The 20,506-nt window shown below is 66.1% G+C and carries 19 protein-coding genes; 8 read left to right on the top strand and 11 right to left on the bottom strand.

Annotation, left to right across the window (positions count from 1 at the left end):
- Positions 1 to 157: 157 nt before the first annotated feature.
- Positions 158 to 853, bottom strand: coding sequence for a TorF family putative porin (locus ACYKG1_RS04095; protein ID WP_262083153.1), 696 nt, complete (start codon positions 851 to 853; stop codon positions 158 to 160).
- A gap of 201 nt (positions 854 to 1,054) precedes the next feature.
- Between ACYKG1_RS04095 and kbl the strand changes: the two genes are divergently transcribed.
- Complete coding sequence (kbl, locus tag ACYKG1_RS04090; protein WP_005415440.1) at positions 1,055 to 2,263, top strand: glycine C-acetyltransferase; 1,209 nt, start codon at positions 1,055 to 1,057, stop codon at positions 2,261 to 2,263.
- 88 nt (positions 2,264 to 2,351) lie between these two features.
- Here kbl and ACYKG1_RS04085 read toward each other — a convergent pair whose 3' ends face one another.
- The 4 genes from ACYKG1_RS04085 to ACYKG1_RS04070 all read right to left on the bottom strand — a co-directional run bounded on the left by ACYKG1_RS04085 (position 2,352) and on the right by ACYKG1_RS04070 (position 5,414).
- Complete coding sequence (locus ACYKG1_RS04085) at positions 2,352 to 2,687, bottom strand: hypothetical protein (protein ID WP_100471410.1); 336 nt, start codon at positions 2,685 to 2,687, stop codon at positions 2,352 to 2,354.
- 84 nt (positions 2,688 to 2,771) lie between these two features.
- Complete coding sequence (locus ACYKG1_RS04080) at positions 2,772 to 3,578, bottom strand: pseudouridine synthase (RefSeq protein ID WP_262226246.1); 807 nt, start codon at positions 3,576 to 3,578, stop codon at positions 2,772 to 2,774.
- A gap of 20 nt (positions 3,579 to 3,598) precedes the next feature.
- Entirely contained in the window at positions 3,599 to 4,105 is a 507-nt protein-coding gene (locus ACYKG1_RS04075) for a hypothetical protein (RefSeq protein WP_065176011.1), read from the bottom strand.
- Positions 4,106 to 4,322: 217 nt separating this feature from the next.
- On the bottom strand, positions 4,323 to 5,414 hold the full coding sequence (locus ACYKG1_RS04070) for an OmpA family protein (RefSeq protein ID WP_049416163.1): 1,092 nt from the start codon (positions 5,412 to 5,414) through the stop codon (positions 4,323 to 4,325).
- Positions 5,415 to 5,771: 357 nt separating this feature from the next.
- Between ACYKG1_RS04070 and ACYKG1_RS04065 the strand changes: the two genes are divergently transcribed.
- The 5 genes from ACYKG1_RS04065 (at position 5,772) to ACYKG1_RS04045 (ending at position 11,144) form a co-directional block, all read left to right on the top strand.
- Complete coding sequence (locus ACYKG1_RS04065; protein ID WP_478471909.1) at positions 5,772 to 6,791, top strand: zinc-binding alcohol dehydrogenase family protein; 1,020 nt, start codon at positions 5,772 to 5,774, stop codon at positions 6,789 to 6,791.
- Positions 6,792 to 6,919: 128 nt separating this feature from the next.
- Positions 6,920 to 7,561: a membrane protein YczE gene (yczE, locus tag ACYKG1_RS04060; RefSeq protein WP_100471407.1), complete on the top strand. Its 642-nt coding sequence runs from the start codon at positions 6,920 to 6,922 to the stop codon at positions 7,559 to 7,561.
- Between the two features lie 101 nt (positions 7,562 to 7,662).
- Entirely contained in the window at positions 7,663 to 9,693 is a 2,031-nt protein-coding gene (locus ACYKG1_RS04055) for an NADPH-dependent 2,4-dienoyl-CoA reductase (RefSeq protein ID WP_262226243.1), read from the top strand.
- A 296-nt stretch (positions 9,694 to 9,989) separates the two neighbouring features.
- Complete coding sequence (locus ACYKG1_RS04050) at positions 9,990 to 10,448, top strand: cell wall hydrolase (RefSeq protein WP_004145661.1); 459 nt, start codon at positions 9,990 to 9,992, stop codon at positions 10,446 to 10,448.
- 84 nt (positions 10,449 to 10,532) lie between these two features.
- Positions 10,533 to 11,144 (top strand): glutathione S-transferase N-terminal domain-containing protein, encoded by a 612-nt coding sequence (locus ACYKG1_RS04045; RefSeq protein WP_100471405.1) that lies wholly within the window; start codon positions 10,533 to 10,535, stop codon positions 11,142 to 11,144.
- Positions 11,145 to 11,221: 77 nt separating this feature from the next.
- Here the strand turns inward: ACYKG1_RS04045 and ACYKG1_RS04040 are convergent, their stop codons facing one another.
- From ACYKG1_RS04040 to ACYKG1_RS04015, 6 genes are all read right to left on the bottom strand, one after another.
- Positions 11,222 to 12,277, bottom strand: coding sequence for a suppressor of fused domain protein (locus ACYKG1_RS04040; RefSeq protein ID WP_262226241.1), 1,056 nt, complete (start codon positions 12,275 to 12,277; stop codon positions 11,222 to 11,224).
- Positions 12,278 to 12,323: 46 nt separating this feature from the next.
- Positions 12,324 to 12,827: a hypothetical protein gene (locus ACYKG1_RS04035; RefSeq protein WP_262083151.1), complete on the bottom strand. Its 504-nt coding sequence runs from the start codon at positions 12,825 to 12,827 to the stop codon at positions 12,324 to 12,326.
- Between the two features lie 216 nt (positions 12,828 to 13,043).
- On the bottom strand, positions 13,044 to 14,924 hold the full coding sequence (prpE, locus tag ACYKG1_RS04030) for a propionate--CoA ligase (protein ID WP_262226240.1): 1,881 nt from the start codon (positions 14,922 to 14,924) through the stop codon (positions 13,044 to 13,046).
- A gap of 627 nt (positions 14,925 to 15,551) precedes the next feature.
- Positions 15,552 to 16,166, bottom strand: a complete 615-nt coding sequence (locus ACYKG1_RS04025; RefSeq protein ID WP_478471907.1) for an RluA family pseudouridine synthase — start codon at positions 16,164 to 16,166, stop codon at positions 15,552 to 15,554.
- A gap of 123 nt (positions 16,167 to 16,289) precedes the next feature.
- Positions 16,290 to 17,276: a malate dehydrogenase gene (locus ACYKG1_RS04020; RefSeq protein ID WP_478471906.1), complete on the bottom strand. Its 987-nt coding sequence runs from the start codon at positions 17,274 to 17,276 to the stop codon at positions 16,290 to 16,292.
- Positions 17,277 to 17,394: 118 nt separating this feature from the next.
- Positions 17,395 to 17,886, bottom strand: a complete 492-nt coding sequence (locus ACYKG1_RS04015; RefSeq protein WP_004153629.1) for a peptidylprolyl isomerase — start codon at positions 17,884 to 17,886, stop codon at positions 17,395 to 17,397.
- 273 nt (positions 17,887 to 18,159) lie between these two features.
- Here ACYKG1_RS04015 and typA point away from each other — a divergent pair, with 273 nt between their 5' ends.
- Positions 18,160 to 20,007: a translational GTPase TypA gene (typA, locus tag ACYKG1_RS04010; RefSeq protein WP_100471399.1), complete on the top strand. Its 1,848-nt coding sequence runs from the start codon at positions 18,160 to 18,162 to the stop codon at positions 20,005 to 20,007.
- A gap of 11 nt (positions 20,008 to 20,018) precedes the next feature.
- The gene (locus ACYKG1_RS04005) at positions 20,019 to 20,486 is read left to right on the top strand and encodes a DUF2127 domain-containing protein (RefSeq protein ID WP_005415426.1); all 468 of its coding nucleotides are present in this window, start codon (positions 20,019 to 20,021) and stop codon (positions 20,484 to 20,486) included.
- The last annotated feature ends 20 nt before the right edge of the window (positions 20,487 to 20,506 follow it).

Raw genomic sequence — 20,506 nt, 5'->3', positions numbered from 1 at the left:
CCGGGCGCTACCGGAAAGAAAAGGGCGCCCTGTGGGCGCCTTTTTCATGTACCGCTGCCTGTCTGGAGGAGAGCCCCCTTGTTGTTCAAGGGGGCGCGCCAACGGCGCAGGGATAAGGTGAAATGCGCGGGGCAATCGCCGGTGCCGCAGGCCCCGGTTATTGCCCGATCGCGACCGACAGCATCACCCGGCTGTGGGCCAGCTTGCCGGAGTTGTCGCGGCCGTTGCCGTCGGTGCCGTAGTAGCCCAGGCCGACGTTGAACAGGCCGAACTGGCGCGCGACGCCGACGTTCCAGTCGGTGTAATCCTTGGCGATGCCATCCTCGAAGGTACTGCGACCGACGTTGGCATTCAGGGCGAAGTCCTTCGGCAGGCCCCAGCTGCCGCCCAGGCCGAAGTACCAGCCATCGGTGCTGCTGTTCCATACATCGTTGGTGTAGGCCACCGTCAGCTTGTAGGTGTCATCCAGCGTGGTGGTGGTGATCAGCTCGTTGTAGTTCTGGTGGCTGGACTTCAGGTAGGTGTAGCGGTTCAGCAGCACATCAACGTTGACGCGCTCGGTGACATCCACGCCGTAGCCGATCAGGTAGTCGACCTCGGTCTTCGGATCACCGGCACCGAAATCCACGCCCGAACCCCACACGCCGGCATACAGGCCAACCGGGCTGGTGTAGGTGAAACCGGCCTGCAGGGTCGGATCCTCGTCGGTCTGCGACACACCACGGAACAGGTAATCGGAAACAGCGGTGACGTTCCAGCTGTACGGCGATTCGTTTTCCTGGGCGCTGGCGGCGAACGGGGCGGCCAGGGTCAGGGCAGCGGCAATGGCGAGGCAGGCACGGGCGTGCTTCATGAGCGTCTCCGGTGGGGGCGGTGGCGTGGCGTGGAAGGCGGAAGCAGCCGGAGCGCGACAGCTCCGGTTCACGAATTCTTAACCAGTTTGCTATTGCGATGCAACATGCGCCGACCATGGCGATGGCCCATCCGGCCCGGTCGGCGAACGGCGATGCCCGGTAGAATCAACGGTTTCCCCGTTCAGAGCCGTGCCCACGCCATGACCGACGCCTCCTCCGCCCTGACCCGCCACTACGCCGAGGAACTGGACGCCATCCGCGCCCAGGGCCTGTTCAAGTCCGAGCGGATCATCACCAGCCCGCAGTCCGCCGAGATCACCCTCGACGACGGCCGCAAGGTGCTGAACTTCTGCGCCAACAACTACCTGGGCCTGGCCGACCACCCGGACCTGATCCAGGCCGCCAAGGACGCGCTGGACACGCACGGCTTCGGCATGGCCTCGGTGCGCTTCATCTGCGGCACCCAGGACCTGCACAAGCAGCTGGAGAAGCAGATAGCCGATTTCTTCGGCAAGCAGGACACCATCCTGTACGCGGCCTGTTTCGATGCCAACGGCGGCCTGTTCGAGCCGCTGCTCGGCGAGAACGACGCGATCATTTCCGATGCACTGAACCACGCTTCGATCATCGACGGCGTCCGCCTGTGCAAGGCCAAACGCTTCCGCTACGCCAACTGCGACATGGCCGACCTGGAAGCGCAGCTGCAGGCCGCTGATGCCGCCGGCTGCAAGACCAAGCTGATCACCACCGACGGCGTGTTCTCGATGGACGGCTTCATCGCGCCGCTGGACGAAATCACTGCGCTGGCGAAGAAGTACAACGCACTGGTGCACATCGACGAATGCCACGCCACCGGCTTCCTTGGCGCCACCGGCCGTGGTTCGGCCGAGGTCAAGGGCGTGCTGGAAAAGATCGACATCATCACCGGCACCCTGGGCAAGGCCATGGGCGGCGCCCTGGGCGGCTTCACCTGCGCCAGTGCCGAGGTGATCGAACTGCTGCGCCAGCGCTCGCGTCCGTACCTGTTCTCCAACTCGCTGCCGCCGCATGTGGTGGCCGCCGGCATCAAGGCGTTCGAAATGCTGGCTGCCGCCGACGACCTGCGCAGCACCCTGGCCGAGAACACCGCCTACTTCCGCGAGAAGATGACCGCCGCCGGCTTCGACGTGAAACCGGGCGTGCATCCGATCAGCCCGGTGATGCTGTATGACGCACCGCTGGCGCAGAAGTTCGCCGAGCGCCTGCTGGAAGAAGGCATCTACGCGATCGGCTTCTTCTTCCCGGTGGTGCCCAAGGGCCAGGCCCGCATCCGTACCCAGATCAGCGCCGCGCACAGCCGCGAGCACCTGGACCGCGCGATCGATGCCTTCACCCGCATCGGTGTCGAACTGGGCGTGGTCAAGGGCTGATCATGGCCGGGGTCGGATCCCTTTCCTGCGGAAAGGGCTCTGACCCCACCGGTCAAGGCGTGTCGACCAAGGTCGACACCCACAGGCGTCACTTCTTTTTCTTCTTGTCCTTGGGCTGGTCCTTGCTGGCCACCACCACCGGCTTGGCGGCGGCGTCCTGGCCGTTGCCTTTGGCGACACGGATCCCGTTGGCCTTCATCCAGGCATCGAACTCATCGGCGGTCATCTTCTTGTCGCCGTTGCTCATCAGGAAGCGGTAGCTGCCGCGACCATCCAGCTCCGGCGTCTTTACTTCCACCACCGGGGTCTCGGCAGGCGTTTCCGCCTTGGCCACCTTCTTGTGGCCGCCACAGGCGGTCAGCAGCACCATCGGCAGCAGCAGGCCTGCACAGCGCAGGGTTTGGTTGAGGGTCGGGTGGTACATGGCAGGCTCCGTTCGGGAATGTCGACAGCCAGGCGCCCCCTACGCCTGGAACGGTGGCCGGCAGCTGCCGGCCGTGGGCGGTGATCAGCCCGGTGCGGCGGCCCCCAGCCGCTGCTGGTCGCTGACCTCCAGCACCCGCCATTGCCCCTTGCCGAGATCGCCGAGCAGCAGCCCACCGATCGCGACCCGGACCAGGCGCAGCACCTGCAGGTCAAAGGCCGCCAACAGGCGGCGGATGTGGCGGTTGCGGCCCTCGTCGAGGACCACCTCCAGCCACGCGGTCTTGTCACCGCTGCGCAGCACGCGCACGGCCAGGGCGACGAGGAACTCGCCCTCTTCTTCGACACCGGCGCGCAGCGCTGCCAGGGTGTCCTCGTCAGGCAGACGATCCACCTGCACGTGATAGGTCTTCTGCGGCCCGGTCTCCGGGTCGGTCAGGTGCGCCGCCCATTGCGGATCATTGCTGAACAACAACAACCCTTCGCTGGCCTTGTCCAGGCGCCCGACCGGCGCGATCCACGGCAGGCCGGCACCATCGAAGCAGCGATACACGGTGTCGCGACCACGCTCGTCCTGCGTCGTTGTCACCACGCCGCGCGGCTTGTTGAGCATCAGGTACATGCGCTGCGGCGCCCCCATCGGCTGGCCATCGACTTCGATCGATGGCGCAGGCTGTCCAATCGGGAACTCGGGATCGCGCACGATGCGGCCGGACACGCGCACGCGGCCTTCGGCGATCCAGCGCGCGGCCTCGCTGCGCGAGCACACGCCGGCCTTGGACAACACGCGCGCCAGGCCATGGCGCACGCCACTGGAGGCATTCGGAACCGCACGCCCACGCGGTGCGTGGGAGCGGGCGGCGGGGGTGGCAGGTGGGCGGCGCGTGCGCAAGCCTCTGCTCCCCGCGGCGCTTACTTCTTGTCGACCGGCTTGGTCTCAGCCGGTGCTTCGGCCGCAGCCGGAGTGGCGACCGGCGCCGGACGCGCCTTGACCACGCGCACGCCGCGCGCCTTCATCCAGGCATCGAATTCTTCGGCGGTCATGCGCTTGCCGTTCTGGCTCATGTCGAAGCGCCACGGCGTGTTGTCGAACTCGGTCTGCGGCTTGTAGGCCGCCGGATCGTTCGGCTTCACCGCCGGCGCGCTCGGGATGGCCTTGGCGATGTTCTGGCAGCCGTCGATGCGCAGGCGCTGCAGCACCTGGTCCAGCGACTGCGATGGATCGTAGTTGCTGCTCAACACGCCAGCCGGCATGCCAAGCTGGTTGCCACGGATGTACAGCTCGTCGGCCACCGGTGCGATGGTCGTGGCCGGCAACGGCAGCGGCGACGCGCTGGTGTTGACCGAGCAATCGACCGCAGCGTGGGCGGCGGGAACCAGGGCCAGCGCCAGGACGGCGGCCGATGCAGAGCGCAGCATGAGGACATCCACGGAAGGAAGTGACGCGGCGAGTTTAGCAATGCCGCGCCAGCTTTCAAGCGCCACTTTCAATGAATACGGCAACTCATTGGTTTTATGGACAAAAACCCGACGAGCGGTTGCCCTCGCGCATGAAGATCCAGGTTTCTGGCCGCAGAAACAACAAGACCCGGCCGAAGCCGGGTCCTGCTGTGTCTTACTTGCAGAACGTCAGAACTTAGTTCTGGACGTTCAGCTCGGTACGACGGTTCTTGGCGCGACCTTCCGGGTTGTCCGAACCATCCGGGTTGGTGTTCGGAGCAATCGGACGGCTCTCGCCGTAGCCGATCGGGCCGACCAGGCGACCGGCGTCAACGCCGTTCTTGGTCAGGTAGTTGTACACGGCGGTGGCACGACGCTCCGACAGCTTCTGGTTGTAAGCGTCGGTACCCTTCGAGTCGGTGTGACCGGCGACTTCAACGCGCAGATCCGGGTAACGCTTCAGGATCTCGGTGGCTTCGCTCAGGATCGCCACGGCGTCCGGACGCAGGTTCGACTTGTCGAAGTCGAAGTTGACGCCCTTCAGGTCGATGGAGACCGGAACCGGGCAACCGTCCGGACCGATGGTCTGACCCGGCTGCGAGTTCGGGCACTTGTCGTCGCAGTTGTTGACGCCGTCACCGTCGTCGTCCAGGTCGGCGCAGCTCGGGGCAACCGGAGCCGGAGCCGGAGCAGCCGCGACCGGAGCCGGGCCCAGCGGGATCACGACGCCGACCGAAGCCAGCACGTCGCCGAACCAGCTCTCGTCACGTGCGGCGATGCTCTGGTCGTCGAAGTCAGCGCGGTAGGCCACTTCGGCGCGGACAGCAACACGCTTCTCGAAGGTGGTCTGCAGGCCGACGCCCAGCTTGGCGGCAACATTGCCGTCCTTACGCTGGCGCGGGCCGTTGTTGTCGAGCGCAGCGTACTCTTCTTCCGACTTCTGGTAGCCCAGGCCACCGACGATGTACGGGTTCCAGCCGCGGCCTTCCTTGATGAAGTGGCGACGCAGGTCCAGCGAGACGCCGTACTGCGACCAGTTCAGGTCCTGGTTGCTGTCGAAGTTCGGGTTCTGGTAGTTCAGCTCACCGTCCAGCGACCAGTTCGGGCTGATGAACTTACCCAGGCCCAGGGTCACGAACGGAGCGTCATTGGTCAGACGGTCGCTGTCCTGGAAGTTGAAGCCGGCCGAACCGGTCAGGTACCAGCGGTCATCGAACTCCTGCGCCGAAGCTGCCTGGGCGAAAGCCAGGCCGCCCAGCAGCGCGGCAGTAAGGATCTTCTTGTTCATTGAGTACAGCTCCTATTTCGGGGGTATGAAACCGGTAGAGGCATGGGCCAGCACTAGTGCGTCGATGTACGACAGCCGATTCAGCACGCCACCGCCGCGAACATTATGCTCAGGCGGGTGAAGGCCATGTTAACAGTCCCGTAACATGTGAAGTGTTGCGCCCGACCGTCCGCCGGTCCGACGTTGAAACCCTATACAGGATGATGAAAATCCGCAAGACCCACACGCTGCAAGGGTTTGACGGGGTTTAAGCGGCAAAAACGACATATTGCGCAACGCGCTGCAGGACACGGTTCAGCAGGTTTGCGGAAACGTGAGGAACCTTATGATGGGATCACGAACCCAGCCGGAGCCGTGATGAAAGCCGTCGCCCTGAGTCGTGAATTCGCCCCTGCCCTGCGCGATGTCCTCCTGCCTCCGCCGCTGCCGCCACGCGGCCGCGACCTGCTGGTCCGGATCGAAGCGGTATCGGTCAACCCCGTCGACGGCAAGCAGCGGGCCGCCACCGATCCGGCCACACTCGACGTTCCCCGGGTGCTGGGCTGGGACGCAGCCGGTGTGGTCGAAGCCATCGGTGACGAGGCCAGCCTGTTCGCCTCCGGCAACGAGGTCTACTTCGCTGGCGACGTGACCCGGCCGGGCTGCAACGCCCAGTACCAGTGGGTGGACGAGCGCCTGGTCGCCCGCAAGCCGACCACGCTCGACTTCGCGGACGCCGCCGCGCTGCCCCTGACCACGCTGACCGCCTGGGAGCTGCTGTTCCAGCGCATGCCCCTGCACCTGGATGATCGTCGCCATGGCGGCCAGCACCTGCTGGTGATCGGCGGCGCGGGCGGCGTGGGCTCGATGGCGATCCAGCTGGCCCGCCATGCAGGTTTCGAAGTGATCGCCACTGCCTCGCGCGAGGCCTCGATCGATTGGTGCCGGCAGATGGGGGCCACGCACGTGATCGACCACCGGCAGCCACTGCAGCCACAGTTGCAGGCGCTGGGCATCGATGCGGTCCAGGTTGCGCTCAATCTGGCCGACACCGATCACTACTGGGATGAGCTGGGCCAACTGCTGGCACCGCAGGGCCATGTCGGCCTGATCGTGGAGCCACGTGGCGCGCTGCGCATCGGCGATCCCTACAAGGCCAAATGCATCGGCATCCACTGGGAATTCATGTTCGCGCGCTCGCGCTTCGCCACTGCCGACTGCATCGAGCAGCACCGCATTCTCAGCCGCGCGGCCAGCATGATCGATGCCGGCCAGCTGCGTGGCACGCTCAGTGAAACGCTGGGCACGATCAATGCCACCAATCTGGACATCGCGCATGAACGCCTGGCCAGTGGGCGCACGGTGGGCAAGCTGGTGCTGGTGGGCTGGGACGACTGACGCCTCATGCAGCGCCCCACCGGCAGGCTGGACCCTGCCTGTAGCGGTGGATTGACCGGCATCTGTATCTATGGACCAAGCGAGAACGGGGATACGGTGGAAACAGATTCCTCCCCCCGAGCGTCGCCATGCCTACCGCCCTGCCCCTGCGCCTGCTGCAGCTGATCACCGGCCTGTTCCTGTATGGCTTCGGTGCCTCGCTGATGATCCGCGCCGCCATCGGCGTGGCGCCCTGGGATGTGCTGTCGCAGGGCATCGCCGCACAGACGCCGCTGTCCTTCGGCCTGGCGACCAATGTCATCGGCGCACTGGTGCTGTTGCTGTGGTGGCCGCTGCGGCAGAAGCCGGGCGTCGGCACCGTGCTCAACGTGATGCTGATCGGTCCCTCCGCGCAGTTCGGGCTTTGGCTGCTGCCACCGGCCGTTGGCCTGGGCTGGCAGTTGGCGATGTTCTGCGCCGGTATGCTGCTGGTCGCGCTGGCCACTGGCCTGTACATCGGCGCCAAGCTCGGCCCCGGGCCGCGCGATGGCCTGATGACCGGCCTGCATGCCCGCACCGGCTGGCCGATCTGGAAGGTACGCAGCCTGATTGAAGGCAGCGTATTGCTGCTGGGCTGGTGGCTGGGCGGCAATGTTGGCCTCGGCACCCTCGCCTTCGCCCTGCTGATCGGCCCGTTGTGCGGAGTGACCCTGGGCTGGTTCGGGATTGGCCGCCCACCGGTGGGTAGCGCCGGGCCGCGCCCGGCGAGCGCGCAGCGCGGCCACGGGTAGTCATGTACCCGGCCAACGGCCGGCACCGCCCGCCAAGCAACCCTTGCCCCGGCCGCCGTTTCGCGGCACGCTTCGCGCTTCCGTACGCAAGCGTATCGACCATGTCGCCAGCCAACGAAAGTGCCTACCCCCATCTGTTCGCCCCGCTGGACCTGGGCTTCACCCAGCTGCGCAACCGCGTATTGATGGGCTCGATGCACACCGGCCTGGAAGATCGCGCCCGCGATTTCCCGCGGCTGGCAGCCTACTTCGCCGAGCGCGCCGAGGGCGGCGTCGGCCTGATCGTCACCGGCGGCTTCGCGCCGAACGTGGTCGGCTGGCTGAAGCCGTTCGGCGGCAAGCTGTCCTGGCCCTGGGAAGTGCGGCCGCACCGCCAGCTCACCGCCGCCGCACACCAGCACGGCGCGAAGATCTGCCTGCAGCTGCTGCACGCCGGCCGTTACGCCTACCACCCGTTGTCGGTGGCACCGTCGAAGCTGAAGGCACCGATCAACCCGTTCACCCCGCGCGCGCTTTCGGCCGGCGGCGTCGAGCGCCATATCGCCGACTACGCACGCAGCGCGAAGCTGGCCCGCGAGGCGGGCTACGACGGCGTGGAAGTGATGGGCTCGGAGGGCTACCTCATCAACGAGTTCATCGCCCCGCGCACCAACAAGCGCACCGATGCCTGGGGCGGCGACGCGCGCCAACGCATGCGCTTCGCGGTCGAAATCGTACGCCGCATCCGCGAGGCCTGCGGTCCGGACTTCATCATCATCTACCGGCTGTCGCTGGTCGACCTGGTGGAAGACGGCAGCAACTGGGAAGAAATCGTGCAGCAGGCGCAGGCGATCGAGGCGGCCGGCGCGACGATCATCAATTCCGGTATCGGCTGGCATGAAGCGCGCATCCCGACCATCGCCACCTCGGTACCGCGGGCTGCATTCGCCGGGGTCACCGCCAAGCTCAAGCCGCATGTGACACTGCCGCTGGTGGCGACCAACCGCATCAACATGCCCGAGGTGGCCGAACGCATCCTCGCCGATGGCGGCGCCGACATGGTGTCGTTGGCGCGCCCCCTGCTGGCCGACCCGCAATGGCCAAACAAGGCCCGCGCCGGCCGCGCCGAGACGATCAACACTTGTATCGCCTGCAACCAGGCCTGCCTGGACCACGTATTCGAGAACAAGCTGGCCAGTTGCCTGGTCAATCCGCGCGCCGCCCACGAGACCGAGCTGGTCTATCACCCGGCCCACGCGCCGAAGAAGGTCGCCGTGGTCGGTGCCGGCCCGGCCGGCCTGGCCTGTGCCACCGTCGCTGCCCAGCGCGGCCACCACGTCACCCTGTTCGATGCCAGAGACGAAATCGGTGGCCAGTTCAACGTGGCCAAGCGCATCCCGGGCAAGGAAGAGTTCCACGAGACCCTGCGCTACTTCCGCCACGCGCTGCAGGAAACCGGTGTGCAGCTGCGCCTCGGCACCCGCGCCGATGCCACCCAGCTGGCCGGCTTCGACGAGGTGGTGCTGGCCACCGGCATCACGCCGCGCAAGGTCGACTTCCCCGGAGCTGATCACGCCAAGGTGGTCAGCTACCTGGACGTGCTGCTGGGCCGGGTCGAAGTAGGTGCCAATGCGGCGATCATCGGCGCCGGTGGCATCGGCTTCGATGTCGGCGAGTTCCTCAGCCACGCCGGCGAGTCACCCTCTCTCGACCCGCAGCGCTGGATGGCCGAATGGGGCGTGGACGGCACCTTCGAGGCCCGCGGCTCGCTGGCCCAGCCGCATGCCGAGGCCTCACCGCGCCGGCTGTGGCTGCTGCAGCGCAGCCCGGGCAAGCCCGGCGCGCGCCTGGGCAAGACCACTGGCTGGATCCATCGCGCCACGCTGAAGGCCAAGGGCGTGCGCATGCTCGGCGGCGTCGAGTACCTCGGCGTGGACGACGAAGGACTGCGCATCCGCGTGGACGGCAGCGAACAGCTGCTGCCGGTCGACCATGTGGTGATCTGCGCCGGGCAGGAACCGAACCGCATGCTGCAGGCCGAATTGCAGGCGGCCGGCATCAACGCGCAGCTGATCGGCGGTGCCGATGTGGCCGCGGAACTCGATGCAAAACGCGCCATCGATCAGGGCAGCCGGGTCGCTGCCGCGCTCTGACAAGCGCCTGAATGGGGGGCGGAATGTGATTTTCGTCACCCCCGTTGAACCTGAATGTCAAGCCGAGCGGTTCACGATGCGTTCGGCTACGCCCCCCTACCTTGCGCCATCTTTCCGCTCACCAGCCAGTTTCCGGTGAGCCGGCGCAGCCCCTCGATCGGTACTGATCGTTTCTTTTGGGGCTGCCCACGGGGCGGCCCCGATGGCCGCCTCCCCATGACGCCAAGTCGTGCCCCGCCTCCTGTCGCCCTGCGGCCGGAACCGGAGTGTGCGGCCCATACGGAGCAAGGAGTTATATGAAACTGGCCTGGATTCTCTGGCTGTCGCAGTTGTTGCCGCAGCCGGCCGCTGATTCATTGTGTTTGAGCACCACCGTTTACCTGGAAGCCCGCGACCAGACCCTGCGTGGTCAGCAGGCCGTCGCCGAGGTCGCACTGCGCCGTCTCGACAGTGGCCTGTGGGGCGACTCGATGTGCCAGGTGGTCACCGCACGCAAGCAGTTCGCGCCGACGATCGTCTCCCCCGGCACCCAGCTGGGCAACGACGCGGCCTGGAGCGAGGCGATGAACGTGGCCTTCGACGCCGAGCGCAACTGGGCGCTGCCGGCCGGCGAGCGCCGCGAGATCGTGCCCGGTGCCAGCCACTTCGCCGCGCTGGCCATCGCCAGCCCGAACTGGCGCAACGCCTACCAGGTGGCCACCATCGGCGATCACACCTTCTACAAGGTGCAGAACCTCAAGCCGCGGCAGTCGTAACGATCCGTGCTGGCGGCAGCGTTGCCGCCCGCCGCCAGGCTCTGGGATAGTGGGCGTTTCCCGCCCGCATCACCTGGAGTTCCCATGAAGCTGTACAGCAAGCCCGGTGCCTGTTCCACCGCCGACCACATCGCCCTGCAGTGGACCGGCCAGCCGTTCGAGGTTGAACTGCTGAACAAGGACACCCTGAAGGGTCCGGAATTCCTCAAGATCAATCCGGCCGGCGCCGTTCCCGCACTGGTAGACGGCGACTTCGTGCTGCTGCAGAACGCCGCGATCATGGGCTACATCGCCGACAGCTTCCCGCACGCCGGCCTCGGCGGCGATGGCAGCCCGCGTCAGCGCGCCGAAGCCACCCGCTGGCTGGCCTTCGTCAATTCCGACGTGCACCCGGCCTTCTCGCCGCTGTTCGCGCCAGGCAAGTTCATCGCCGACGAGAGCCAGTTCGATGCGATCCGGGCCGCCGCGCACAAGCGCCTGCGTGGCCTGTTCGAGACCGCTGACAAGCAGCTGGCCGACAAGCCCTGGCTGGCCGGCTTCCGCAGCTTTGCCGACCCGTACTTCTACATCACCCTGCGCTGGGCCGCCGGCACCAAGGTCGACCTGTCCGGCCTGGACAACCTGGCCGCCTACAAGGCGCGCATGGACGCCGATGCCGGCGTGCAGGCCGCGCTGAAGGCCGAAGGGCTGGCCTGAGCCTGACCTGGGGGTCAGAGCCGCTCGCGTGGCGAACGGATCTGACCCCATCGGTTCCATGGGTTCCATCGATCCGCTCAGCCGATCTGGCGGATCACTTCGCCCTTGGCATTGCGCAGGTAGGTCGGCACCACTTCAATGCGCAGTGCCCCCGCCACCGGGTAGATGCCGCGCTCGGCGCGCACGCCCGCCAGGGCCTGCAGCCCCGTTTCATCCAACGCCCAGCGCGCGCTGTCTGCCGACACCACGCCGGCGTCACCGCGCGCGGCCGGTATGAATTCCCACTGGCGCTCGCGGCTGGCCAGCTCCAGCGATTTGCCGTGGCGCAGGCGCAGCGGCAGCAGCTCGCATACGCTGGCCACCTGGCCAGCACCGAGCACCAGCGTGGTGGCGCCCGCCTCCTGCCGCCAGTCCAGCGTCTCGATGAACAGCATGCCGGTGCTGGAGCCCTCACGCTCGCTGCCGGCCTGCACCTGTGCCGCCAGTGCCGGATCTTCCAGCAAGTTGCTGCGATGCAGGTCGCTGATCCAGAGCGGCATCGCCGGCTGCAGTGCCTGCAGCACGCCGCGCGTCGACCAGCGCTTGACCGCCTCCATCTCCTCATCCGTCAGCCCGACCAACTGCAGGAACAGCAGGTGACCGTTGGCGGTATCGCGTGCGGGAAGCTGCGGGTCGGCGATGAAGGCCAGATGGCACAGCCGCGTGCCGGTCTCCAGCGCAATGGGACCGTTGGCGTTGAGGTGGTGGCCATCCTCGAACACGTTGCCACTGCCGAACACATAGCGCGCCAGGTTCTGCAGCAGGTTCATCGGCCACACCGGCGGCGTGCTGCCGGCGTTCTCACCGGCTTCGGCAGCGAGGCGGAAGGTCAGCTCGAAACCATAGCCGCTGGCGGCGACATCACTGCTCTCCTTGGCGTACAGCTCGGAGAAGCCGTAGGTGATGTAGTGCCAGTGCGGGATCGGCGTTTCCGCCCAGTACACGCTGATGCCATCCAGCGGATCCTGGCCACCGAGCGTGTACGGCAGCGCGGTGCCGAAGTGGCGCGGCTCCTGGCCGGCATACAGCGGCGCCAGCGCCGCATTGATCGCGTCCCAGCCTGGGGTGTCGGTGTCGTCGTGGTCGTCCTGCACGCGGGACTCCTTGTGGGGAAGTGAACCGATCACTTTACGCGGTGGCTCAGGCCTGCACGACCTCAGTGCCAGCGTTCACCAGGGCCGCCTGGGTTTCCTGCCACCAGCGCTGCGCCAATGCCGGGCTGCGCGCCTTGCCCACCGCCGCCAGCAGTTCCGGGCACAAGCGCTCCAGCGCCAGCGCATCGGTGCAGCGTTCGATCTTCAACTGCATGAAGTAGCCCTTCAGGCCCAGGTGGCGGCGCACCGCCTCGCTCATCGCAGCGTACAACTGCTGGTACAGCGCCGGATCCTGTTCGCGGCCGGTGCTGATACCACGCGCCGGCGCCACCTCTGCGCTTCCGCCGATCACTTCGATCAGGCCTTGTGCGGCCAGCTGTTCCAATGCATCGGGTGGTGCACGCAGGCCTTCGAACAGGCCTCGCAGCTCGGTGTCGTCGCGATGGCCATCGACCATCAGCAGGATTGAACGCAGTGCCGCCGGCAGGCGCCGGCTACGGTCTTCGATTTCCTGACGGCCAGCAGCCGTCTTGGCGTGCAGCAATGCCATTGCCTCCCCCCTCCCTTGATGCGCAATGCCAGCGCACCCTCGCGGGCACGCCCCCCTGGGTGCCATCCCCGGGCGGCACGCGCGTTCCCCGGCGCGCGCCGCGTGTTGCAGGTCGATGACAGGCCGAGCTTAGCGCAAGTGCGCAGAGTAGTGCCGGTCGCTGGCCGGCAACCTGGGGATCGATGGGGGTGCCGGCCAGCGGCCGGCGCTACCTGGTCAACGGCCCAGCGCCCGGCGGATCTCCTCCAGCGCGCTGGGGTCGTCCAGTGTGGACAGGTCACCCGGGTCGCGCTGCTCGGCCAGCGCCTGCAACGAGCGCCGCAGCAGCTTGCCGGAACGGGTCTTGGGCAGCGCGTTGACCACGTGCACGTGCGCCGGGCGCGCCACCGCCCCAAGCGAGATGGTCACCGTGGCCATCATCTCGGCTACCAGCGCCGCCGGATCCTCGCCATCCAGCCCCTGCTTGAGGGTGACGAATACCAGCGGCACCTGCCCCTTCAGTTCGTCCTTGACCCCGATCACAGCGGCCTCCGCCACGCGTGGATGGCTGGAGATGGCCTCCTCGATCTCGCGCGTGCCCAGCCGATGCCCGGCCACGTTGATCACATCGTCGGTACGGCCAAGGATGAAGGTGTAACCATCGTCGTCGCGGATCGCCCAGTCCAGCGAGCTGTACAGCAGTTCCTTGAAGTGGCTGAAGTAGCTCTGCAGGAATCGGTTGTCGTCGTTCCACACCGTGCTCATGCAGCCCGGCGGCAAGGGCGGCGACACCACCAGCACACCCTTCTGCCCCGGGGCGACTTCCTCGCCGGTGTTCTCGTCGATCACCTTCATCCGGTAACCAAGGTTGGGGAAGCCCGGTGAACCGAAGCGCACCGGCTTCATCTCCAGGCCCGGCAGCAGGGTCAGCGCCGGCCAACCGGTTTCGGTCTGCCAGTAGTTGTCGATGATCGGCTTGCCGAGCGCTTCGCTGATCCAGTGCGCCGTCGGTTCGTCCAGCGGTTCGCCCGCCAGGAACAGGTACTTCAGCGCGCGCAGGTCGTGGCGATGGATGAAATCCGCGTCGTGCTTCTTCAGCACGCGGATGGCGGTGGGCGATGAGAACATCGTGCGCACGTTGTACTGCTCGCACAGCGCCCACCAGATGCCGGGGTCCGGGTTGGTCGGCAGCCCTTCGTACAGCAGCGAGGTGCAGCCGCCGATCAGCGGGCCGTACACATTGTAGGAATGACCTACCGCCCAGCCGACATCGGAAGTGGAGAACATCACCTGTCCCGGCTTGCAGTCGAACACGGTTTCCATCGACTGCGCCATCGCCACCGCGTAGCCGCCGACATCGCGCTGCACGCCCTTCGGCTTGCCGGTGGTGCCGGAGGTATACAAAAGGTAGCTCGGCTCGCTCGCTTCCAGCCACTGCACCGGCACATCGACTTCACCAACCTGCGCACGCAGCTCGGCGTACTCCACATCGCGGCCCGGCACGCGTGGTTCGGCGGCATCCAGTCCGCGCGACACGATCAGCACGTGCGGCGGCGGCGACGCGGCTTCGGCGCAGGCGGCATCGACCATCGGCTTGTACGGAATCAACTTGCCGCCGCGCATGCCGGCATCGGCGGCGATCAGCAGCTTGGGCTTGGCGTCGTCGATGCGCAGCGCCAGGTTGTGCGCGGCAAAGCCACCGAACACGACCGAATGCACGGCGCCGATGCGCGCGCAGGCCAGCATCGCGAACACGGCTTCGGCCATGTTCGGCATGTAGATCACCACACGATCACCGTGACCGACGCCGAGATGCTTGAGCACGGCGGCGAAGTCGTTCACTTCGCGATACAGCTGGCGGTAAGTGATCTCGCGGGTGCTGTTGGTCTCGGTGGAAATAGCGACCAGCGCAAGCTGCTCGGCACGCTCGGCCAGGTGCCGATCGACCGCGTTGTAGCAGAGATTGGTCTCGCCGCCGACGAACCAGCGCCGGAACGGCGGATTGCTGTAGTCGAGCACCTGCTGCGGCGGTGTGTGCCAATGGATGCGCTTGGCTTCCTCGCCCCAGAAGGCCTCCGGCTCGTCGATCGAGCGACGGTAGGTTTCCTCGTAGTTCATGACGCAGCCCTCCCAGACAAAGTCATGGGTTCGAGGATAGTCCGGCGCTGCCGCGCGGGCCGCCCTACCTTGGTAGGGGGTGGGGTTTTGTTCTGCAGGGCTTGCAGCCCTGCACCTGCCCAAGCCGAAGCAACAGCAGAAGCTGGCTTACTGGGGGATGGCGGGATGGGTCCGGTTGCGGGGGACTCCGTGAATCCGTCCATGGAGGCTCGGTCGCCGCATCCATGCGGCTCACGCCCCCGCAACCGGACCCACCCCGCCTTCGACAGTTCTCCGCGATCTGTCGGAACGACGTTCTGCCTTGGTGGGTGTCGACCTTGGTCGACACCGTAGATCCACGCATGCGTGGATGCATTTCGATTTCAATTCGAAATATTCGATTCCGATTGAGATTCATCCACGCATGGCATGGATCTACTGGCTGCCGGCCAACTGTCGAAGGCGGGGCACTGTGGGTTTGCGGGGTGTGAGCGGCATGGATGCCGCGACCAAGCCCCCATGGATGGGTTTACGGCGTCCCCGCAAACCCACAGTGCCCCGCCATCCCACGGAATGCCGCGTTGGCTTTTGACGTTGCCGTTGCTTGAAGACAGGTGCAGGGCGCAGCCCTGCCGACACACTTACTCTCTAGAAGGGAGCCGCAGACTCGAACGCGAGCACCTCGCCTGTCACCGGATGGGTGAACCACAGGCTGCGCGCATGCAGATGCACGCGCTGCGAAGGCGCGGCGTCATACAGCACGTCGCCAACGATGGGATGGCCGAGACTGGCCATGTGCAGGCGCAGCTGATGGCTGCGGCCAGTGATCGGCTCCAGCGCCACGCGGGTGCGCTGCGCTTCAACATCACGCGCCATTACGCGCCAGCGCGTCAGCGCCGGCTTGCCGCGTTCGTGATCGATCCTCTGCTTCGGCCGGTTCGGCCAGTCCACGATCAGCGGCAGGTCCACTTCGCCGGCATCGCCATCGAGCAGCCCCTGCACCACCGCTTCGTACCGCTTGCCGACCTGGCGCTGCTCGAACTGCATCGACAACGCCGCCTGCATTTCCTTGCCACGCGCATGCAGCAGCAGGCCGGAGGTCACCTGGTCCAGCCGGTGGACGGTCAACGCGTCCGGGTACAACGCCTGCAGGCGCGCGACCACGCAGTCCTGGTTGTCTGCGCTGCGGCCGGGCACGGACAGCAGGCCGGCCGGCTTCTCGGCCACCAGCAGCGCGTCATCGATGTAATGCAGGTGGATCATGCGGTTCCGTATCCGTCCAAACAAAAACGGGGAAGCCGAAGCTTCCCCGTTTTCTGCGTATCGGCCAACGGCCGGTACCTACCTCGATGGAAGACGTACCGGCCAGGGCCGGCACCGCCTGCATCAGCCCAGCAGGTGGGCGACGCCGGCGCGCTCTTCTTCCAGCTCGGCCAGGGTCTTGTCGATGTACTTCTGGCTGAAGTCGTCGATCGGCAGATCCTTGACCAGGGTGTACTTGCCGTTCTCGGTGGTCACTGCGAAACCGAAGATCACGCCTTCCGGAATGCCGTAGGAACCGTCGGAGGGCACACCCATGGTGACCCACTTGCCGTTGCTGCCCAGCACCCAGTCACGCATGTGGTCGATGGCGGCATTGGCGGCCGAAGCAGCCGAGGACGAGCCGCGGGCTTCGATGATCGCCGCGCCGCGCTTGCCGACGGTCGGGATGAAGGTATTGGCGTTCCACTCCTGATCGTTGATCGCATCGGCGATCGACGCACCATCGGCGGTGGCGAAACGGTAGTCCGGGTACATGGTCGGGCTGTGGTTGCCCCACACGACCAGCTTCTCCATGCCACCGACCGGCTTGCCGAGCTTGGTCGACAGCTGGCTCAGCGCGCGGTTGTGGTCCAGGCGCAGCATGGCGGTGAAGTTTTCCGGCTTCAGGTCCGGGGCCGACTTCATGGCGATGTAGGCGTTGGTGTTGGCCGGGTTGCCGACCACCAGCACCTTCACGTCACGGCTGGCGACCTTGTTCAGCGCCGCGCCCTGGGCGGTGAAGATCTTGGCGTTTTCCAGCAGCAGGTCCTTGCGCTCCATGCCCGGGCCACGCGGACGTGCACCCACCAGCAGGGCGATGTCAGCGTCCTTGAACGCGACTTCAGCGTCGTCGGTGCCGACCATGCCGGCCAGCAGCGGGAAGGCGCAGTCTTCCAGTTCCATCATCACGCCCTTCAGGGCGGCCTGGGCTTTGTCGACCGGCAGCTCCAGCAGCTGCAGGATGACCGGCTGGTCCTTGCCCAGCATTTCGCCGGAGGCGATGCGGAACAGCAGGGCATAACCGATCTGGCCGGCGGCGCCGGTCACGGCAACACGAACGGGTGCTTTCATGGGGGTTTCCTCTTGCTTGCAAGCGTTTGATGGGACGCCGCGGGCGTGGCCACGCAGGCCTGGCGGGCGGCGGGGAACAGGGAAACGGCCACCCGTGGGTGGCCGTTTCGAAGGGGGATCAGGCGGCGAGGTGCTTGTTCCACTCCGCGACGCGCTCGGCCTGGGCGGCCAGCACGGCGTCGACGTCGCCTTCCAGGGTGATCGAATGGATCACGTCGCCCTGCTTGACCGAATCGACGATGGCCTGGCCTTCCAGGACCTTGCCGAAGACGGTGTGGCGGCCATCCAGCCAATCGGTCTTGATGTGGGTGATGAAGAACTGGCTGCCGTTGGTGTTCGGGCCGGCGTTGGCCATCGACAGCGAGCCGACCTCGTGCTTCACGCCATTCTTCTCGTCTTCGAACTTGTAGCCCGGGCCGCCAGTGCCACGACCCTGCGGGCAGCCGCCCTGGATCATGAAGTCGGCGATCACGCGGTGGAAGATCAGGCCGTCATAGAAGCCGTGCTTGACCAGGTTCACGAAGTTGGCCACGGTCAGCGGCGCCTTGTCGGCGAACAGCTCGACCTTGATCGGGCCCTGGGTGGTGTCGAAAGTGGCGATGAGGGACATGAAGATCCTTGATGCAGAGGGGAACGCGTCTAGCCACCTAGTTTACACCTGCCTCGCGGCGGCGGCGGCTTCGACCATGGGCGCAGTTCCGGGCTTCAGCCACCGGATGGCCCCGCCCGCCGTGCAGGCCAGGTGGCCTCGACCGGCACCGTGGACAGCCAGCTGAATGGGCCCCGAGACCGATGTGAAATCCACCTTTTCGCGAATCGTCAAGTTCGACGTATAATGTTGGACTTCTTTTTCCAAATCCGGCGCCGACTGGCCCCCTTTCGTATGTCCATCGAAAATCTTCGCAACATCGCCATCGTCGCCCACGTCGACCATGGCAAGACCACCCTGGTCGACCAGCTGCTGAAGCAGTCCGGCACCCTGTCCGAGCGCACCGTCCTCGCCGAGCGCGTGATGGACAGCAACGACCAGGAAAAGGAACGCGGCATCACCATCCTGGCCAAGAACACCGCCATCACCTGGGAAGACAAGAAGACCGGCATCAAGAACCGGATCAACATCGTCGACACCCCCGGCCACGCCGACTTCGGCGGTGAGGTCGAGCGCGTGCTGTCGATGGTCGACACCGTGCTGATCCTGGTCGACGCGATGGACGGCCCGATGCCGCAGACCCGCTTCGTGACCCAGAAGGCCTTCGCGATGGGCTTCAAGCCGATCGTCGTGGTCAACAAGGTCGACCGTCCGGGCGCCCGTCCGGAGTGGGTGATCGACCAGGTCTTCGACCTGTTCGACAAGCTCGGCGCCACCAACGAGCAGCTGGACTTCCCGATCGTCTACGCCTCGGGCCTGAACGGCTACGCCGGCCTGGAAGACACCGTGCGCGACGGCGACATGACCCCGCTGTACGAAGCGATCATGCAGCACGCGCCGAAGCCGGAAGTGGACCCGGAAGGCCCGTTCCAGATGCGCATCAGCCAGCTGGACTACAACAACTTCGTGGGCGTGATCGGCATCGGCCGCATCCAGCGCGGCACCCTGAAGAAGAACATGCAGGTCGCCGTCATCGACCGTGAAGGCAAGAAGCGCAATGGCAAGGTGCTGCAGGTGCTGGGCTTCATGGGCCTGGAGCGCATCGAGCAGGATTCGGCCGAAGCCGGCGACATCGTGGCCATCTCCGGCATCCAGGAGCTGACCATCTCCGACACCATCTGCGCACCGGACTTCCCGGAAGCGCTGCCGGCGTTGACCGTCGACGAGCCGACCATCTCGATGACCTTCCAGGTCAACAACTCGCCGTTCGCCGGCAACAAGGACCTGTCCGGTGGCAAGTTCCTGACCAGCCGCCAGATCAAGGACCGCCTGGACCGTGAAAAGGTCCACAACGTGGCCCTGAAGGTCGAGCAGCTGGAAGACGCTGACAAGTTCCTGGTCTCCGGCCGTGGCGAACTGCACCTGTCGGTGCTGATCGAGAACATGCGTCGCGAAGGCTACGAGCTGGCCGTGTCGCGCCCGGAAGTGATCATCAAGGAAATCGACGGCCAGTTGATGGAGCCGATCGAGCAGCTGGTGGTGGACATCGAAGAAATCCACCAGGGCGGCGTGATGGAAAAGCTGGGCACCCGCAAGGGCCAGCTGAAGAACATGGAATCGGACGGCAAGGGCCGCGTGCGCCTGGAATACTCGATCCCGGCTCGTGGCCTGATCGGTTTCCAGAACGAGTTCAAGACCCTGACCCAGGGTTCGGGCCTGCTGTTCCACGTGTTCGACCACTACGGTCCGAAGGAGCAGGGCGCGATCGCCAAGCGCATCAACGGCGTGATGATCGCCAATGCGCCGGGTACCACGCCGGCCTACTCGCTGGGCCCGCTGCAGGAACGCGGCAAGCTGTTCGCTGCTGAAGGCGACAACGTGTATGAGGGTCAGCTGGTCGGTATCCACTCCAAGGACAACGACCTGACCGTCAACGCAATCAAGACCAAGCCGTTGACCAACATGCGCGCTTCGGGCAAGGACGATGCGATCCAGCTGACCCCGGCGATCAAGTACTCGCTGGAACAGGCCCTGGACTTCATCGAAGACGACGAGCTGGTCGAGATCACCCCGAAGGAGATCCGCCTGCGCAAGAAGTTCCTGACCGAAAGCGACCGCAAGAAGGCTTCGCGCGGCGGCTGAGCCAGCACCCCGTGAACCAGAGCGGCTACAACCCGGATCCACACCGGCATCCGGGCCTGCATGTCATCGCCCTGCTCGAAGCGAGCAAGGCGATGCTGGCACTGTTGGCCGCCACCGGGCTGGAAGTGCTCGGTCCGCAGCCGCTGCGGCACGGCATCATGGTCCTGATCCGGCGTTTCAGCCTGGATCCGGACCATGGCACCCTGCCGTCGCTGCTGCACATGATCAGCCCCGACGCGGTGCACCTGGCCGCGGCGGGGATGATCGGCTACGGCCTGCTGCACCTGGTCGAAGCCTGGGGCCTGTGGCGGGCAAAGGCCTGGGCCTCCTGGCTGGGCTGCCTGACCGCCTCGCTGTACCTGCCCTTCGACATCTTCGCGATCATCCGCCACCCCGGCTGGCCGTCGTGGACGATCCTGGCGATCAACCTGATCGTGGTCTACGTCCTCGCCCGCGACCTGCGCAAGCGCCACCGCTGAGCACCGGCTACACTGGGGAT

Source organism: Stenotrophomonas sp. 85239_Sma (assembly GCF_056481725.1).
Note: the sequence above shows the minus strand (reverse complement) of the source record. Positions and strands in the feature narration are given on the sequence as shown.

What these genes read in the sequence shown, in the direction of transcription:
- ACYKG1_RS04065 (WP_478471909.1), top strand. Translation starts at nt 5,772, where the DNA reads ATGAAAGCCGTCGCCCTGAGTCGTGAATTCGCCCCTGCCCTGCGCGAT.
- ACYKG1_RS04015 (WP_004153629.1), bottom strand. Translation starts at nt 17,886, where the DNA reads ATGTCCCTCATCGCCACTTTCGACACCACCCAGGGCCCGATCAAGGTC.
- prpE (WP_262226240.1), bottom strand. Translation starts at nt 14,924, where the DNA reads ATGAACTACGAGGAAACCTACCGTCGCTCGATCGACGAGCCGGAGGCC.
- ACYKG1_RS04095 (WP_262083153.1), bottom strand. Translation starts at nt 853, where the DNA reads ATGAAGCACGCCCGTGCCTGCCTCGCCATTGCCGCTGCCCTGACCCTG.
- kbl (WP_005415440.1), top strand. Translation starts at nt 1,055, where the DNA reads ATGACCGACGCCTCCTCCGCCCTGACCCGCCACTACGCCGAGGAACTG.
- ACYKG1_RS04050 (WP_004145661.1), top strand. Translation starts at nt 9,990, where the DNA reads ATGAAACTGGCCTGGATTCTCTGGCTGTCGCAGTTGTTGCCGCAGCCG.
- ACYKG1_RS04035 (WP_262083151.1), bottom strand. Translation starts at nt 12,827, where the DNA reads ATGGCATTGCTGCACGCCAAGACGGCTGCTGGCCGTCAGGAAATCGAA.
- ACYKG1_RS04045 (WP_100471405.1), top strand. Translation starts at nt 10,533, where the DNA reads ATGAAGCTGTACAGCAAGCCCGGTGCCTGTTCCACCGCCGACCACATC.
- ACYKG1_RS04020 (WP_478471906.1), bottom strand. Translation starts at nt 17,276, where the DNA reads ATGAAAGCACCCGTTCGTGTTGCCGTGACCGGCGCCGCCGGCCAGATC.
- ACYKG1_RS04055 (WP_262226243.1), top strand. Translation starts at nt 7,663, where the DNA reads ATGTCGCCAGCCAACGAAAGTGCCTACCCCCATCTGTTCGCCCCGCTG.
- ACYKG1_RS04070 (WP_049416163.1), bottom strand. Translation starts at nt 5,414, where the DNA reads ATGAACAAGAAGATCCTTACTGCCGCGCTGCTGGGCGGCCTGGCTTTC.
- ACYKG1_RS04085 (WP_100471410.1), bottom strand. Translation starts at nt 2,687, where the DNA reads ATGTACCACCCGACCCTCAACCAAACCCTGCGCTGTGCAGGCCTGCTG.
- ACYKG1_RS04025 (WP_478471907.1), bottom strand. Translation starts at nt 16,166, where the DNA reads ATGATCCACCTGCATTACATCGATGACGCGCTGCTGGTGGCCGAGAAG.
- ACYKG1_RS04075 (WP_065176011.1), bottom strand. Translation starts at nt 4,105, where the DNA reads ATGCTGCGCTCTGCATCGGCCGCCGTCCTGGCGCTGGCCCTGGTTCCC.
- typA (WP_100471399.1), top strand. Translation starts at nt 18,160, where the DNA reads ATGTCCATCGAAAATCTTCGCAACATCGCCATCGTCGCCCACGTCGAC.
- yczE (WP_100471407.1), top strand. Translation starts at nt 6,920, where the DNA reads ATGCCTACCGCCCTGCCCCTGCGCCTGCTGCAGCTGATCACCGGCCTG.